A 13492-nucleotide genomic window follows, 5' to 3' on the forward strand; every position below is an offset into this window, starting at 1 on the left:
CCGGGCTTGACCCGGGACCGTTGGCCGCTAGGTCGGTCATTACCGGCCAGCGATCCCGGGTCAGTCCCGGGATGACGAGGAACACATGACCAGCTTCATCCTTCCCGGTTTCGATCTGCCTCAGTTTGTCCGCGCCACGCTGGACGAAGACCTCGGCCTGGGTCTGCCCGGCGGCGGGCATGATGTGACCAGCGAAAGCGTGATCCCGGCCGACGCGCGGTTTTCGGGCGTGATGGATACGCGCGACGCGATCGTGGTGGCAGGCCTGCCGATCGCCGCAGCGTTCTTTCGTGCGCTCGATCCGGCCATGGAGATCGCGGTGCTGGTGGAGGAAGGCGCACAGGTCCCTGCGAAGACCGACCTGATGCGCTTGTCCGGCAATGCCCGCGCGATGCTCACCGCTGAACGCTCGGCGCTCAACACTGCGCAGCACTTGTCGGGTATCGCCACGCTAACGCGGTCTTATGTGGACGCTATGCAGGGCCCAAATGGTAACAAGAGGGCGACCCTGCTCGATACCCGCAAGACCATTCCCGGCCTGCGTCACCTTGAAAAGTACGCGACCCGGATGGGCGGCGCGCAGAACCACCGGATGGGGCTGTGGGACGCGGCGATGATCAAGGACAACCACGTGGCTGTTGCTGGCGGCGTTGGCGAAGCGGTGGCCCGCGCCAAGGCCGCGGGTGTCCGCAGCATCATCTGCGAGGTTGACCGCGTGGCCCAGATCGAACCGGCACTGGCCGCAGGGGCCAGCCACATCCTGCTCGACAACATGAGCCTTGACCAGTTGCGCGAAGCGGTTGCGCTGATCGCCGGGCGCGTCCCGTGCGAAGCTTCGGGCGGGGTGCGACTCGATACGATCGGCGCGATTGCGGCAACGGGCGTGACCTACGTTTCGGTCGGCCGCCTCACCCAAAGCGCGCCGGCCGCCGATATCGGGCTCGATTTCACGCCGCTATGATGCGCCGCGTGCTGTTCCTCGTTGCGCTCGCAGCCCCCGCTCCGGCGCTGGCGCAGGCTTACCAGTGTGCCGCCCCGGCCGTGGTCGAAGCCCCGCCGCCGGTGCGCCCCGATGGCCCTGCTTCGCGCGTTCCGATCACCGGCTATACCCTGGCCGTCAGCTGGTCGCCCGAGTTCTGCCGCGGCGGCAAGGCGGCACGCGATCCCGGCAATTACCAGTGCAACGGGCAGATCGGCCGGTTTGGCTTCGTGCTCCACGGGCTGTGGCCCGATGGCGCAAACGGCCAGTATCCGCAGTGGTGCGCGGTGACCCCGCGTCCGAGCCAGGCCGATTACCGGGCCAATCTGTGCATGACCCCGGTGCCGTGGCTGATCGACCACGAATGGGCCAAGCACGGCAGCTGCATGGCCAGGACGCCCGAAGGCTATTTCAAGGTTGCGCGGATATTGTGGCAGAGCTTGCGCCTGCCCGATGCCGATCGCCTGTCGCGTCAGCCGGGGCTGACCGCGGGGCAGCTGCGCCGCGAATTCGCCCGCCTCAACCCGGGATTTCCGCTTCCGGCGGTCGGTCTGGTCGTGTCGAACGGCGGATGGCTACGCGAAATGCACCTGTGCTATCGCAAGGACTTCAAGCCGCGCGCCTGCTCCCGGCGCGCGTTCGGATCAAAAAATGACGTACCCCTTAAAATCTGGCGCGGGCTGTGACCCGGGAACCGGGCCCGCAACACGCCGTTTGCATGGCATGACCAAGCTTCTCCTCGTCACCCTCGCCGGCACCTGCACCGCCTTGGCCATGCCCGCAGCCGCGCAAGAGGCGCAAACCTCGGGCCGCAATGTCGTGATCGGTGCCGGGATCGAGGTGGTGCCCAAGTACCCGGGTGCGTCCTCAGGCCGGATCGGCGTGCTACCGCTGTTCGATACCTGGCGCGCAGGGGCACCGCAGCCGGCCGAATCGCCGGACGAATCGATCGGCTTTGCGCTGCTGGGTGAACGCGGCAGCGCCCTGTCGGCCGGGCCCAGCTTTACTTTCGCTTCGGGCCGTTCGGCTAAGGACTTGCCCGGCCTTGCCGAAGTCGGCAGTGCTTTCGAACTGGGCGGCTATGTCGAAGCCTGGCCGCTCCCGGCGCTGCGGCTGCGCGGCGAACTGCGCCAGGGGATCGGCGGGCACAAGGCGCTGACCGGCGATCTAGCTGCTGATGCCGTGTGGCGCGGCGCGGGGGACGGCATCATGCTGACCATCGGTCCACGCCTGCACTGGGGTTCGGACAAATACAACCGCACCTTCTTTTCCGTGCCTGTGGCCAACAGCGCTGGTTTCGCGCCGTTTGACGCTGGACCCGGGATCTACAGCTATGGCGCCGCGGCGGGGCTGCGGCTGCCGCTGGGCCAGCGCTTCGGCCTCTACTCCTATGTCCGCTATGACCGGCTGACAGGCCGCGTCGCCGCATCGCCGATCGTTGTCAGTGGCAGTGCCGATCAGTTTTCGGGCGGCCTTGCGCTGACGTACCGGTTCGGGATTTAGCGACGGTCCTGAAAGAAGCCCCGCAGCAGCGCGGCCGCCTCGTCCTCGCCCATCCCCGCATAGACTTCGGGCCGGTGCAGCGCCTGATCGTGTTCGAACACCCGCGCGCCGTGCTCCACCGCACCGCCTTTGGGATCGCCAGCGGCGTAATAGAGCCGGGCGATCCGGGCGTGGCTGATTGCACCTGCACACATCGCGCAGGGTTCCAGCGTCACCCACAGTTCACAGCCATCGAGCCGTTCATTGCCGAGGGCTGCGGTTGCCGCGCGAATCGCCAGAACTTCCGCGTGGGCGGTGGGATCGTGAAGGGTGCGGGGCTGGTTGTGGGCCGCCGCAATCACCGTGCCATCCTTGACCACAACCGCACCAATCGGCACTTCACCCGCAGATTCGCCCGCACGCGCCTCGGCCAGCGCCAGTTGCATCGGTTCGGGCAGGGGCCAACGGCTCATTTGCAGCGGATTGGCCGGTATATCTTGACCCTGCAAGGGCGTTTCGCTATGCGCGCGCCTTCCCCATCACGGGTATCCAGTTTTCGAAGCGAGTTTAGCCATGTCCCGTATCTGCGAACTGACCGGCAAGGGCCGCCAAGTCGGCCACAATGTCAGCCACGCCAATAACAAGACCAAGCGCGTGTTCCTGCCCAACCTGCAGAACGTGACGCTGATGTCCGAAGCGCTCGACCGCAGCTTCAAGTTCCGCGTTTCGACTCACGGACTGCGTTCGGTTGAACATGTCGGCGGGCTCGACAACTGGCTTCTCAAGACCTCGGACGATGATCTGTCGGTCGGTGCAGTCAAGGTGAAGCGCGAACTGAAGAAGAAGGCCGCCGCCTGATTCGCGGCGTTCCGCGCTGAAACGCAAAAAAGGCGTCCGAAGCGATTCGGGCGCTTTTTGCTATGCACAAGCGATGCGTTTCGATCAGCCGCCGGGCTTGCAGCCGCGCTGCACCTGCGTGCGGTCAATCATCATCTTTTCTTCCTGATGCTGGCGCTGCCATTCGGTGCGGCGCATGCAGATTTTCTTGCGCTTGATCCGCGAGCCGAGCACCTTGTCGGACTGGCAGATCATCGGATCGGCTTCTTCCTTGGCATCGGCAGGCATGGCCGTGCTGGGCTGGCTGGGCTGGCTGGTGTTTTCTCCGGCAGAACCTGCGGCGAGAATCAGGAGGGCGGCGGCAGCTATGCTCATCGAATGTCTCCACTTGTCGGTCGTGCGGTATCAAATGCGATCGTCATGCGTTCGCCCGCGCTAAGCGGGAATGTAGCATGCCACATGGTCGATGGAAAGATCGCCAACCGTCCAGGCCGGGGCGCAACCTTCTGGAATGGCGCGAGATCGAGTCCCAATTCGGCGGGCGGGGCTCCAAGCACCAGCTGCCCTTCGTCGCCCGCAAGAGTATCGGGCACCGCGACATAGAACACCGCGCTGAACCAGCCCATCGGATGATGATGGCTGGTATGAAAGCCCTGATCCTCAAGCCTGACCGACCAGCTGCCCGCAAAACGCACCGCCCGGTCACGGCGCAAGGCCAACTGCGGATGGAACGCATCGTGCGCGGGCAGGGCCGCAGCGTGCTGCGCCATGGCATCGGCCATCACTTTGCGAAAGGCGACGATCTCGGGCTCGATCCGCGAGAACAGCGGTCCATCGGTTTGGGTGCCGCCGCGCACCGACTGGTCGATGAAGCGCCCCGATCCGGCATGAATCCTGCGCAGGCTCCTGCCGAGCGCGGCGAGATCGACCTGATCGCCAAGTTCAGCGGTGGCGATCAGCCCGTCCTGCCGTTCAAGCCATTCAGCATGATCATCGCCCAGCATCCGCCAGATGAGCGAGACATAGGGCCAGATCTGGGTGGCGCCATCGCGCGTCAGCCACGGCTCTGCCACGGCCAGTGCCGCCTTGGCATCGCCGCGGCGCAAATGGTGGCGGATCAGCCACGTGGCATGGCCGACATCGGCTGGCTCGCCGGCGCGGGCAAACAGCGCCGCTGCCGCATCGCCGTGCCCCAATTCATCCAGCGCCGCCGCGCGGTCAACCAGCAGCAGCGGCACATCGCCCAACCGTGCGATGGCCGCTTCGGCCAGATCGGCAACACGGGCATGATCGCCCGCCAGCAGCAGCAGGCCGAGCATCTGGGCGCGCAGTTCGAGCCGATCGGGGAAGCGTTCGATTGCGGCCAAAAGCGTATCGACCGCGCGCTGCGGCTGCCCGGTCAAGGTCGCCAGCTGCGCGTACTGGGCATGGCCATCATGCCAGCCGGGATTGGCCGCCAGCGCCGCTTCGAGCAGCGCCAGCCCCTGCGCGCCCTTGCCGGCGGCGAAATAGGCCGAAACCAACCCGCGCCGGGTGGGCACGCTGGCGGGATCTAGCTGCAGGGCCTGTTCAAACAGGTCGTCGGACGGCAGCCCCGCTTCGAGTGAAACCTGCGCCAGATTGCGGACAAGTTCAGCATCCCCGGGCACGCGCGCGAGCGCATCGCGCAGCAGCACGATCGCCTCGCCGTGCCGGTCAAGCCCGCGCAGCAACAGCGCGCGCCAGTGCAGCACTGCGGGATTGGGGCCGTTGGCGGCCAGCCACAGCCCGAGCTTGCGTTCGGCGCCGGCTTCGTCCTGGTTGGCCAGGGCTTCAAGCGTCACGGTGTGGAGCGCCTTGAGTGCCATCACAGCCCCCCGTCGAGGCCGCCATCGGCTGCAATCACCGCCGCCACCGCTTGCTGTTCGGCCTCGCCAAGATCGGGATGCCAGACATCGAAAATCAGCACGACGCGCAACGCATCGGTGGGGTTCATCGCTTCGTGTTCTACCGTGTCATCGAACACGAACGCCGCGCCTTCGCGCCATTCCCGCGTTTCGCCGCCGACGCGGAACCAGCAGCCGGCGGGCACGACCAGCGGCAGGTGGCAGACCAGCCGGGCATTGTTGACCCCGACATGCGGCGGGATTGCGGTGTGCGGGGCGAGCAGCGAAAACATCGCGTTGGGCGAGGCCCCGGCGATCTTCGGCTGCGGCAGGCGCGCCAGCAGGGCCATGGTCTGCGGGCAGAGCGCGGCATTGGCCTCCACCACCGCGCCTTTGCGCAGCAGGTGGAGCGCAGTCCAATCAGCACTGTGGTTGAGCGGGCGCCACTGCGCGAGCGCCTCGTGTTCGCCGTATTCGATATAGGGCACCAGCTCTGCCCGGGTTGAGGCAATCGCATGCTGCATTTCGGCGCGGACCACTGCGGTCGCCGCTTCGAGCTCGGCCAGCCAGGGGAAGCGGGCGCGCGGGTGGTATTCGCGCTCGACCAGGCCGGGGAAGTGGTAATGCGTCGGTTCGCTGTGCCACACGCGGGTCTGGCGCAGCACATTGCTGCGAAACCGCGCGATCTTCCACGCGGCATCGGCATCGGCTGCCGTTTCGCTGGCCTCGGTAGCCTTGCCAAAGCGATCGGCGCGCCCGGCCAGCCACCCATCGCGCAGCACTTCGCCGTGGGCCACGCTGACCGTCATGCCTTGCGGCAGCGCGCCTTGCGGGCGCTGCGCGAGCGCTTCGGCCCAGGCTTCGCCAGCGCGTTCGGGTTCAAGCTTTTCGAGCAGCCCGGCCCGCAGGCTGAGCGCGACGAAATCGAACGGGGCATGCGCCAGCGCCTTGTGCACCGCATCCAGCGCACGACGCGGCTGGCGCAGCGCGCGGCGCAGGCCGGCCAGTCGAAGCCAGACCGCGGGGCCAAGATCCTCCCCGGCCAGCGCCGCCTCGATCAAGGAGGCAGCTTCGGCCAGATTGCCGGCTGCGGCGGCAGCATCGGCCGCGGCAAGTTGTGTGGTGCGGTCGTCAGGCGCGCTCATCCAGCTTTTTCCGCTGTGTCCGGCCAATCCGGAATGCGGCCATCGTCCAGCGAATAGCCAAACTTTTCGGCCCATGGCCGCATCGTTTCAAGCACCGGTTCAAGGTGCGCGCGGTAATTGAGCCAGCGTCCGCGCGCGCGCTGGTAGATCGGTTCGGTGACCTGGGCATAGCTGGCGGTCTTCACCACGCCGCGCGCACGCGCGGCTTCGCGGTGATCCAGTTCATCGCCCGGCCAGTCAAGCCCCAGCCAGTCAAACAGCGGGCGCAGTTCGCGCGTGGTATCCTCGACCAGGCGTTCATAGACCACAGTCTTGACCGGCAGATCGAACACCGCGCGCGCCTTTTCCCAGTGCGTGAAGGTCAGATCGTAAAGCGCCGCTGCGTCTTCCAGATCGAGGAAGTTCGCCATCGCGTTGTTGATGCGGAAATTGGTCAGGTAGCAGCTGAGCAGCGCATCGATCGGGTGACGCATCGCCATGATGAAGCGCGCGCCGGGGAAGAAGCGCTTGATCACGGCAATGTTGTTCGCGTGCAGGGGGTGCTTGTCGATTATCAGCGTGTCCGAGGTCACTGGGCCGAGCGTGGCAACACGGTCGTGATAAAACGCACGGCCTTCCTTCAGGGCGGCTTCGTCGAGCGCCGCCAAAGCGTCGAGTCCGCCAAAGCGCTGTTCGAGTTCGGTGAAGAACGGTTGCTCCTCCATCACCAGCGCGCGCGGTGCGCCCATCAACATGGTATCGAGGAGCGTCGTGCCCGATCGCGGGAAGCCAAGCAGAATGACCGGATCGGGCAGATCGCCCCCGGCGGGTGCAGGACTCCAGCCGCTCACCCAGTCGCGGTTGGTCAGCGCCATGTCCTGCTCGATCTTGTCGCGGTACATTTGGGCCCGCTGCCTGGGCTGCGTCGGGTCCGCCAGCCAATAGTCGTTCATGGCCCGCCATGCGGCGAAAGCCTCGTCGTGTTGACCCAGACGGTCCAGCAGAACGCCGCGCAAATGGAAGCGCCGACCCGGAACGACAACCTCGTTGGAGGCATCGAGCGCCACCAGCGCGCCTTCAAAATCCCCGGCTCGGCGCAGGTTCATCGCATCGATATACGAAACTGACTCGGCATCGACCCCATTTTCCGTGGCCCGTTGCAGCAACGGAATCAGCGCGTCTTCGCGGTTCATGCGTTCGAGCATCGAAGCCATGCCAACGATCGCGGGCCCGAGCCGGGGGTCCAGCGCGAGCGCGGCTTCGTACTCGCGCTCGGCGATGGCATAATCGTTCTGCTTGGCCGCTTCCTGCGCATAGTCCGAGCGGGTTTGGGCATGGCCGGGATTGCGCCGCGCGGCTTCGGCGATTGCCGTATAGGCATCGTCCTCGCGGCCTTGTTTGGTGTAAACGGCATAGAGCGCCATCACCGGATCGACGAAATCGGGCGCCTGGTCGGCCAGCTTCTGCAACCGTGCGATGGCCTCTTCAAGGTCACCGCGCGCGGCATAGGTGTTGGCGAGGTTGATCGCGATGGTGCGGTCGCCGGGTTGTTTGGCAGCCGCCCGTTCCAGCGCGGCAATCGCGCCGTCATAGTCTTCAAGCGAGCCAAGCGTGTTGCCAAGGTTGTTCCAGCTCGACCAATCGTCGGGTGCGTTCGCGACAATCCGGCGATAGAGATCTGCGGCGCGGTCAAGCCGGTCGCTCTCTTGCGCGAAGTAGGCCCCGAGGCGCAGCAGTCGCCCGCTGGCATCGGAGGCAATGGCGGTGTCGCTGCACAGCGCCAGCGCGCCGGCGGCATCCCCGGTATGATAGCGCGCCTCGGCCAGATTGGCACGGATCGTCACGTCGGCCGGATTTTGGGCATGGGCCGGGCCGAGCAGTTTGAGCGCGCCGGCAAACTGGCCGCGTTGCATCTCGATTGCGCCGCCCAGCGCGCCTAACCGGCTGTCGCCGGGATGATCGGCAATCGCACTCGCACACAGCACGGCGGCCTCGTCGAGACGGCGGCTGCGGGCCGCGATCAGGATGCGCTGCAGGGTTTCGGGCGGCGCGGCTTGGGTCATGATATGAGCAGGTCCGGTTTTTCTGATGATCAAAACAAAGGCGGCGGCCACCCGGAAAGGGAGGCCGCCGCCTGTTTAGCCGGTAATCGCCTGGCTTAGAAGTCCAGGGTCACACCGGTGTAGATGTACCGGCCAAGCGCATCGTAGGTGCCCGGGAAGGTATTGCCGTTGCTGGCGCCGGCACTGGCGCCGAAACGTCCGCTACCCGAAGTTACCAGCGGCGGTTCCTTGTCCAGCAGGTTGTTGACGCCCAGGCGCCAGCTGAAATTACGACCCACGTTCGCGGTCATCGACAGATCAAAGTAGTCCTGCGACGGGAGCGTCGAACCGAAGTTGTAATAGTTGCTGGAAAGGCTCGAGCTCGGGTTCTTGTAGTCGATATCGACCGGGCCGAAATGCCGCCACTGACCCGACAGGCTGATGCCCATCTTGGTGTTGAAGGTCATCCGCAGCTTGTGGCGCCATTCGGGAGCCGGGCCGCCGCAGGTGGTGCCATAGTAGCCAGCACAGTTGTACTGCGGGGTCAGACCGTTATCGACTTCGTACTTCTCAAGGCGGGTGCCCACGAAGTTGAGGTTGATCGAACCGAGGCCGCCGACTTCATGGCTGTAGTTGCCATTGAATTCGAGGCCGCGGGTACGGGTCCCACCGACGTTCTGCGGAAGATCGCTGACATAGCCTTCAGAGGTCAGCCACAGCGAACCGGCTGCGTTGCGGTTGATCAGTCCGCAAGCCAGGCTGGCATTGGCTGCTGCAAGCGTGGGCGAAGCCCCGCAAGCGTTCAGGATCGCGTCGGCGCCATAGCCCTGGATCGCATTGACGATCTTGATGTCGTACCAGTCAACCGAGAACGACAGGCCCGGGATCACCCGCGGCTGGAGCACCACACCAATGGTCTTGGTGGTGGCGATTTCCGGTTGCAGGTTGGTGTTGCCGCCGAGCAGGCCGTTGTACTGGGCAGCCGGGTTGGCAACGACGTTCTGGCCAACCACGAGACCCTGAGCAAGGCAACCGTACTGGGTCGCCGTGATCGGCGCACCAGCGCACGGATCGGTCGAGCCGTCGAGACCCACGAACTGCGTCGAGAACAGTTCCTGGATGTTCGGGGCACGAACCGCGCGGTTGTAGGCGGCACGGAAGCGGATGTCGCGAACCGGCGCAAAGTCCACACCGATCTTGTAGGTGTCGGTGTTGAAGGTGTTGCCGTTCGAGATCTTGTAGTGCGAATAACGATAGCCGGCATTCACGCTGAGGTTGTAGATCCCGTTGTCCTGGACCAGCGGAATTTCCGCTTCGCTGATGAACTCGGTCACCGTGTAGTTGCCGGTGATCGGCAGCGTCGGCGCGCCCTGGCCGCTGAGATCCCCAGTGGCAAAGGCGTTATCGACCTGCAGTTCAAGCGCTTCACGGCGGTATTCGCCGCCGATCGCGATGCTCACCCCATCGGTCGCCGCGGGCGACTTGATGCCGTAGGCACCCAGATCACCGTTGAAGATCGCACTGACAACCTGCTCACTTACCTGGCCCTTCTGGAACCCGGTAGCCGAAAGGTAATTCAGCGCCGCAGCCGAAGGCGCAGCCCCGCTGAACACGTCATAGGGAGCGCACAGCGGATCCTGGCCCGACAGGGCCACACGGCAGATTGCCTGGACACCGGCTACGCGCGGATCATCCACTACATCGAGCGCGTTGGTGAGGCGGGCGACCGAGAACTCGTTCCGGTAGACTTGCGAGTAGTTCATCCGGCCATACTGGTAGTACGCATCGTACGACCAGGCATCGCCCAGATCACCCTTCAGGCCCAGCACCGCACGATAGGCGGTGTGCTGCAGATCGTTGATGCGGGGACCGCCTTCAACGTTGCGGCGCAGCAGCTGGAAGAAGCCCTTGTTATAGGTGTGGCCATCGAACGGATCGACGAAATTGATCGCCGGCGAAGCCGAATTCGGGTTGTAGTTCGCGTTGGTTGCCACCGGGAAAGTACCGATGAAATTGTTGATCAGGTTGCCGTTGGCGCACAGCAGGCTGGCCTGCTGCGCCGAGAGCAGCGGGTTATCGCAATTGATCGTCAGCGTGTTGCCGAAATCGCCCGAAGGGGCGATCTGGGCCAGCGTACGATCGTCCATGAACATGAATTCCATGTACGGATTAAGCGCCGGGCTGATTTCGTAATCGATGAAAGCACCCGCGGTGTAGCGTTCATCGGGACGCTGGAAGTAGTTCAGCGGCGCGAAGTTGTAGCGGTTGAGCGGCGCAATGCCCAAAGTGCCTGCGCCGAGCGCCGCGACGGTCGACGACGAAGACGAGGTGGTGAAGTAGATCGCCGTGCCGGTCGCCGAAGTGAGCGAACCACCGCACTGCAGCGGTGCCGCCGGATTCAGGCGAACCGGATCAACCGGAAGCGGGAACGTAGTGCCAGTGCCCAAAGAAGCACCCGTGTTCTGGATGGTGCAGGCACTGTAGTCACGGCGCGCCTGGAGCACCGGATCGGCTTTGCGATAACCGAAATAGGCCATCGCATGGCCGCGGCCTTCGTCAAACTTGGTGCCGAACGAGACGGTGGCATCGAACTGGCCGCCATCAACAACGCTGCCCTTGGGATAGCCATATCCGGCGAGGCCGGCAGCGGCGCGGCGATCAAGGATCGGACGGACCGTCGCGTTGCGGTTGTTGTGCTGATAGACGCCATAGTTGGCATCGATCCGCAGCCCTTCCATTTCGGTGTCCATCACGAAGTTGACAACGCCGGCAACGGCGTCGGCACCATACGTGGCCGAAGCACCGCCGGTCAGCACGTCGACGCGCTTGACGATCGACGACGGCACGAAGTTAAGATCGGCGGCCGAGCTCGTCACGTCGCCCGGCATCAGGCGGCGGCCGTTGATCAGCACCAGGGTGCGCTGCGAGCCGAGGCCGCGCAGATCGACCGTGGCGGTGCCGGTGGCACCGTTCGACAGGGTCGAGGTCTGGCTGGCGAACACCTGCGGCAGCGAGTTGAGCAGGTCTTCGGTACGCTGCGTACCCGACTGCTTGATATCGGCATTGCCGATCGAGGTGACGGGCGAAACCGCGGTCAGGTTGGCGTTGGTGATGCGCGTCCCGGTGACAACCAGGGTGGGCTCATCAGCGGTCGCTTCAGTCTGATCGTCAGCTGCGGCGGAATCTTGTGCAAAAGCGGGGGCAGCGATCAGCGCGATGCCAACCGCAAGCGGGGCAGCACTGAGCCGGAGGTTCGAGAATTTTTTCACGATTTTCATTCCCTTGTCGCGAGGGCCATGCGGCCCCCCGGTGGATTTCCTGGTATGGATTGAACCCGGCAAGCCGCGCGTTACCATCCCAGAATGCGGTTCTGTTGTCCGCTGGGCCGGAATCTGTAAAGTTAATCAGGCATAAATCTGCGGTTTTTCAGTCCAAGTGTGGTCATTTTGCAACGGTGATTTGGTCGGGTCTGGACAGTTGCGCGGGGCGCTGTAACGCTGCCGTTCAATTCGCAAAGGAACAGGCCATGAAACGGAACAAAATCAGTCGCTCAGGCGTTTTTGCGGCCACTTTCTTGCTGGCGCTGGTGATCGGTAGCGGCGCGCAGGGTGCTGACAAGCGCCAACCTCCCCCACCCCCAAAGGTGCTCAGCGACTTGCTGGCGTGCCGGCAGATCGCCGATCCGGCAGCGCGGCTCGCCTGCTTCGACGCCCAGACGGCGGCGCTGGCCAGCGCGGCCGAGCGCAGTGACATTCTGGTGGCCGATCGCCAGCAAGTGGAAGAGGCCCGGCGCGGGGTATTCGGCTATGCGGTCGGCATCTCGCCGCTGCTCGACGCGGCGGGCGGCGGTGCCGAGGCCAAGCGGCTGGATACCACGGTTACCGCGGCCCGGCGCTCACGCGGGGACGGGTGGATCATCGCCATGGCCGAAGGCGGCACCTGGGAACAGATCGATTCCAAGCCGCTCGCGCTGTCACCCAAGCCAGGCCAGAAAGTGGCGATCACCAAGGGCTCGCTGGGCAGTTACTTTGTCAGCGTCGATGGTCAAGCCGCGATAAAAATGCGCCGGATTCAATGATTTAGCGCTTCGGCATCGCGCCCACAAACAGCAGCGGATCGAGCCGGGCATCGCGCCATTTGACCGACCAGTGCAGGTGCGGGCCGGTCGCCCGGCCGGTCATGCCGATCCGGCCGATGAACTGGCCCTGGCGGACCACATCGCCCACTTTTACGGCGTGGGCCGAGCAGTGCAGGAAGGCGCTGTTGAGCCCCATCCCGTGATCGATCATCAAGAGCCGCCCTTCGAGCGAAAACGAACTGGCGGCGGCCAGTGTCACCACCCCATCGGCGGGCGCGACGAACGGCGTTCCGCTGGTCCCGGTGGCGATGTCCATGCCCGAATGGTAACTGCCAGGCGTGCCGTTATAGATCCGCTGCGAACCAAACCGGCCCGAGATGCGGCCATAGGCCGGCCAGATGAATTTCTGCCGCCAACCCTCGATTGCGTGATCGACGCCCCGCGCCGCATTGATCTGGGCCAGCTCGCCCTCGCGGCGGCGGGCATATTCGGGATTGGGCGGCGCGCCAGGCTTTGGGCCGAGCGGAATCCGCTCGATCTGCCAGGCGCGCGGCGCGATCGTCAGCTGCCCGCGGGTGGTCGTTCCATCGCCCAGATCGGCAAGGATATCGGCGCGAAGGGCGGCATCGCGATCAAACGCGATGAAAAAGCTGCGATCCGGCGCGACGGCCACGGCCCGGCGATTGAAGCCGAGCAGGCGCGTGCCCAGCGGGGCGCGGCCGCGCGCCCAGCCGCCTTGCGTCAACTGCCCGGTCAGCGCGAAATCGCTGGTCGCATCATAGCCCAGTGCTTCGGCGGCAAGGCCGCGAATCTGCCAAAGTCCGATGCCCAGCGCGGCACCACCCCCGGCCAGCAGCATGCGCCGATCGATCATTGCGCTCAGCCCTCTCCCAGCAGCCGCGCGGTCGCCTCACGGGGGCCGGCGTAGGCCTCTTGCCGCTCAACGTTCCAGTAACGCAGCGCCTCGAGCGGCACAGGTTCGCCGCTGACCGCACAGACCACATGGTTGCCCGGGCTCAGCACGCGAAAGCCATTGTGCTGGTAAAACAGCATGGCGGGACGATCGGCAGAATTCATCAGCATGG

13 protein-coding genes are annotated in these 13492 nt (G+C 65.1%); 5 read left to right on the plus strand and 8 right to left on the minus strand.

The window, feature by feature from the left end; all coding sequences use genetic code 11:
* The first annotated feature begins 85 nt into the window (after window positions 1-85).
* The 3 genes from nadC to RMN99_RS01450 are packed head-to-tail and all read left to right on the plus strand — an operon-like array spanning window position 86 to window position 2482.
* Window positions 86-961 (plus strand): carboxylating nicotinate-nucleotide diphosphorylase, encoded by an 876-nt coding sequence (gene nadC / locus RMN99_RS01440; RefSeq protein WP_309621507.1) that lies wholly within the window; start codon window positions 86-88, stop codon window positions 959-961.
* Complete coding sequence (locus RMN99_RS01445) at window positions 958-1665, plus strand: ribonuclease T2 family protein (protein ID WP_309621508.1); 708 nt, start codon at window positions 958-960, stop codon at window positions 1663-1665. Before nadC ends, RMN99_RS01445 begins: the two co-directional genes overlap by 4 nt.
* Window positions 1666-1702: 37 nt before the next feature.
* On the plus strand, window positions 1703-2482 hold the full coding sequence (locus tag RMN99_RS01450) for a MipA/OmpV family protein (RefSeq protein ID WP_309621509.1): 780 nt from the start codon (window positions 1703-1705) through the stop codon (window positions 2480-2482).
* On the opposite strand, the gene RMN99_RS01455 is transcribed toward RMN99_RS01450, so the two are convergent.
* Entirely contained in the window at window positions 2479-2934 is a 456-nt protein-coding gene (locus tag RMN99_RS01455; protein ID WP_309621510.1) for a nucleoside deaminase, read from the minus strand. The two genes, RMN99_RS01450 and RMN99_RS01455, sit on opposite strands and share 4 nt — an antisense overlap.
* Before the next feature lie 100 nt (window positions 2935-3034).
* Here RMN99_RS01455 and rpmB point away from each other — a divergent pair, with 100 nt between their 5' ends.
* A complete protein-coding gene (gene rpmB, locus RMN99_RS01460) occupies window positions 3035-3319 on the plus strand; it encodes a 50S ribosomal protein L28 (RefSeq protein WP_309621511.1) in 285 nt (94 codons plus the stop codon).
* Between the two features lie 84 nt (window positions 3320-3403).
* Here the strand turns inward: rpmB and RMN99_RS01465 are convergent, their stop codons facing one another.
* The 5 genes from RMN99_RS01465 to RMN99_RS01485 all read right to left on the minus strand — a co-directional run bounded on the left by RMN99_RS01465 (window position 3404) and on the right by RMN99_RS01485 (window position 11607).
* The gene (locus tag RMN99_RS01465) at window positions 3404-3673 is read right to left on the minus strand and encodes a hypothetical protein (RefSeq protein WP_309621512.1); all 270 of its coding nucleotides are present in this window, start codon (window positions 3671-3673) and stop codon (window positions 3404-3406) included.
* Window positions 3670-5145 (minus strand): putative 2OG-Fe(II) oxygenase, encoded by a 1476-nt coding sequence (locus RMN99_RS01470; RefSeq protein ID WP_309621513.1) that lies wholly within the window; start codon window positions 5143-5145, stop codon window positions 3670-3672. Before RMN99_RS01470 ends, RMN99_RS01465 begins: the two co-directional genes overlap by 4 nt.
* Window positions 5145-6308, minus strand: coding sequence for an aspartyl/asparaginyl beta-hydroxylase domain-containing protein (locus RMN99_RS01475; RefSeq protein WP_309621514.1), 1164 nt, complete (start codon window positions 6306-6308; stop codon window positions 5145-5147). The genes RMN99_RS01470 and RMN99_RS01475 overlap by 1 nt, the downstream gene beginning before the upstream one ends.
* Window positions 6305-8350 carry a sulfotransferase gene (locus tag RMN99_RS01480; RefSeq protein ID WP_309621515.1) on the minus strand — a complete coding sequence of 682 codons (2046 nt, stop codon included), beginning with the start codon at window positions 8348-8350 and terminating at the stop codon, window positions 6305-6307. The genes RMN99_RS01475 and RMN99_RS01480 overlap by 4 nt, the downstream gene beginning before the upstream one ends.
* Window positions 8351-8445: 95 nt before the next feature.
* Entirely contained in the window at window positions 8446-11607 is a 3162-nt protein-coding gene (locus RMN99_RS01485; protein WP_309621516.1) for a TonB-dependent receptor domain-containing protein, read from the minus strand.
* Window positions 11608-11855: 248 nt separating this feature from the next.
* Between RMN99_RS01485 and RMN99_RS01490 the strand changes: the two genes are divergently transcribed.
* Complete coding sequence (locus RMN99_RS01490; RefSeq protein WP_309621517.1) at window positions 11856-12407, plus strand: hypothetical protein; 552 nt, start codon at window positions 11856-11858, stop codon at window positions 12405-12407.
* A 1-nt stretch (window position 12408) separates the two neighbouring features.
* On the opposite strand, the gene RMN99_RS01495 is transcribed toward RMN99_RS01490, so the two are convergent.
* Complete coding sequence (locus tag RMN99_RS01495; RefSeq protein ID WP_309621518.1) at window positions 12409-13281, minus strand: M23 family metallopeptidase; 873 nt, start codon at window positions 13279-13281, stop codon at window positions 12409-12411.
* A gap of 5 nt (window positions 13282-13286) precedes the next feature.
* Complete coding sequence (locus tag RMN99_RS01500; protein WP_309621519.1) at window positions 13287-13490, minus strand: DUF2093 domain-containing protein; 204 nt, start codon at window positions 13488-13490, stop codon at window positions 13287-13289.
* Window positions 13491-13492: the final 2 nt, after the last annotated feature.

This window comes from Novosphingobium sp. (assembly GCF_031417815.1).
Lineage (GTDB): Bacteria > Pseudomonadota > Alphaproteobacteria > Sphingomonadales > Sphingomonadaceae > Novosphingobium.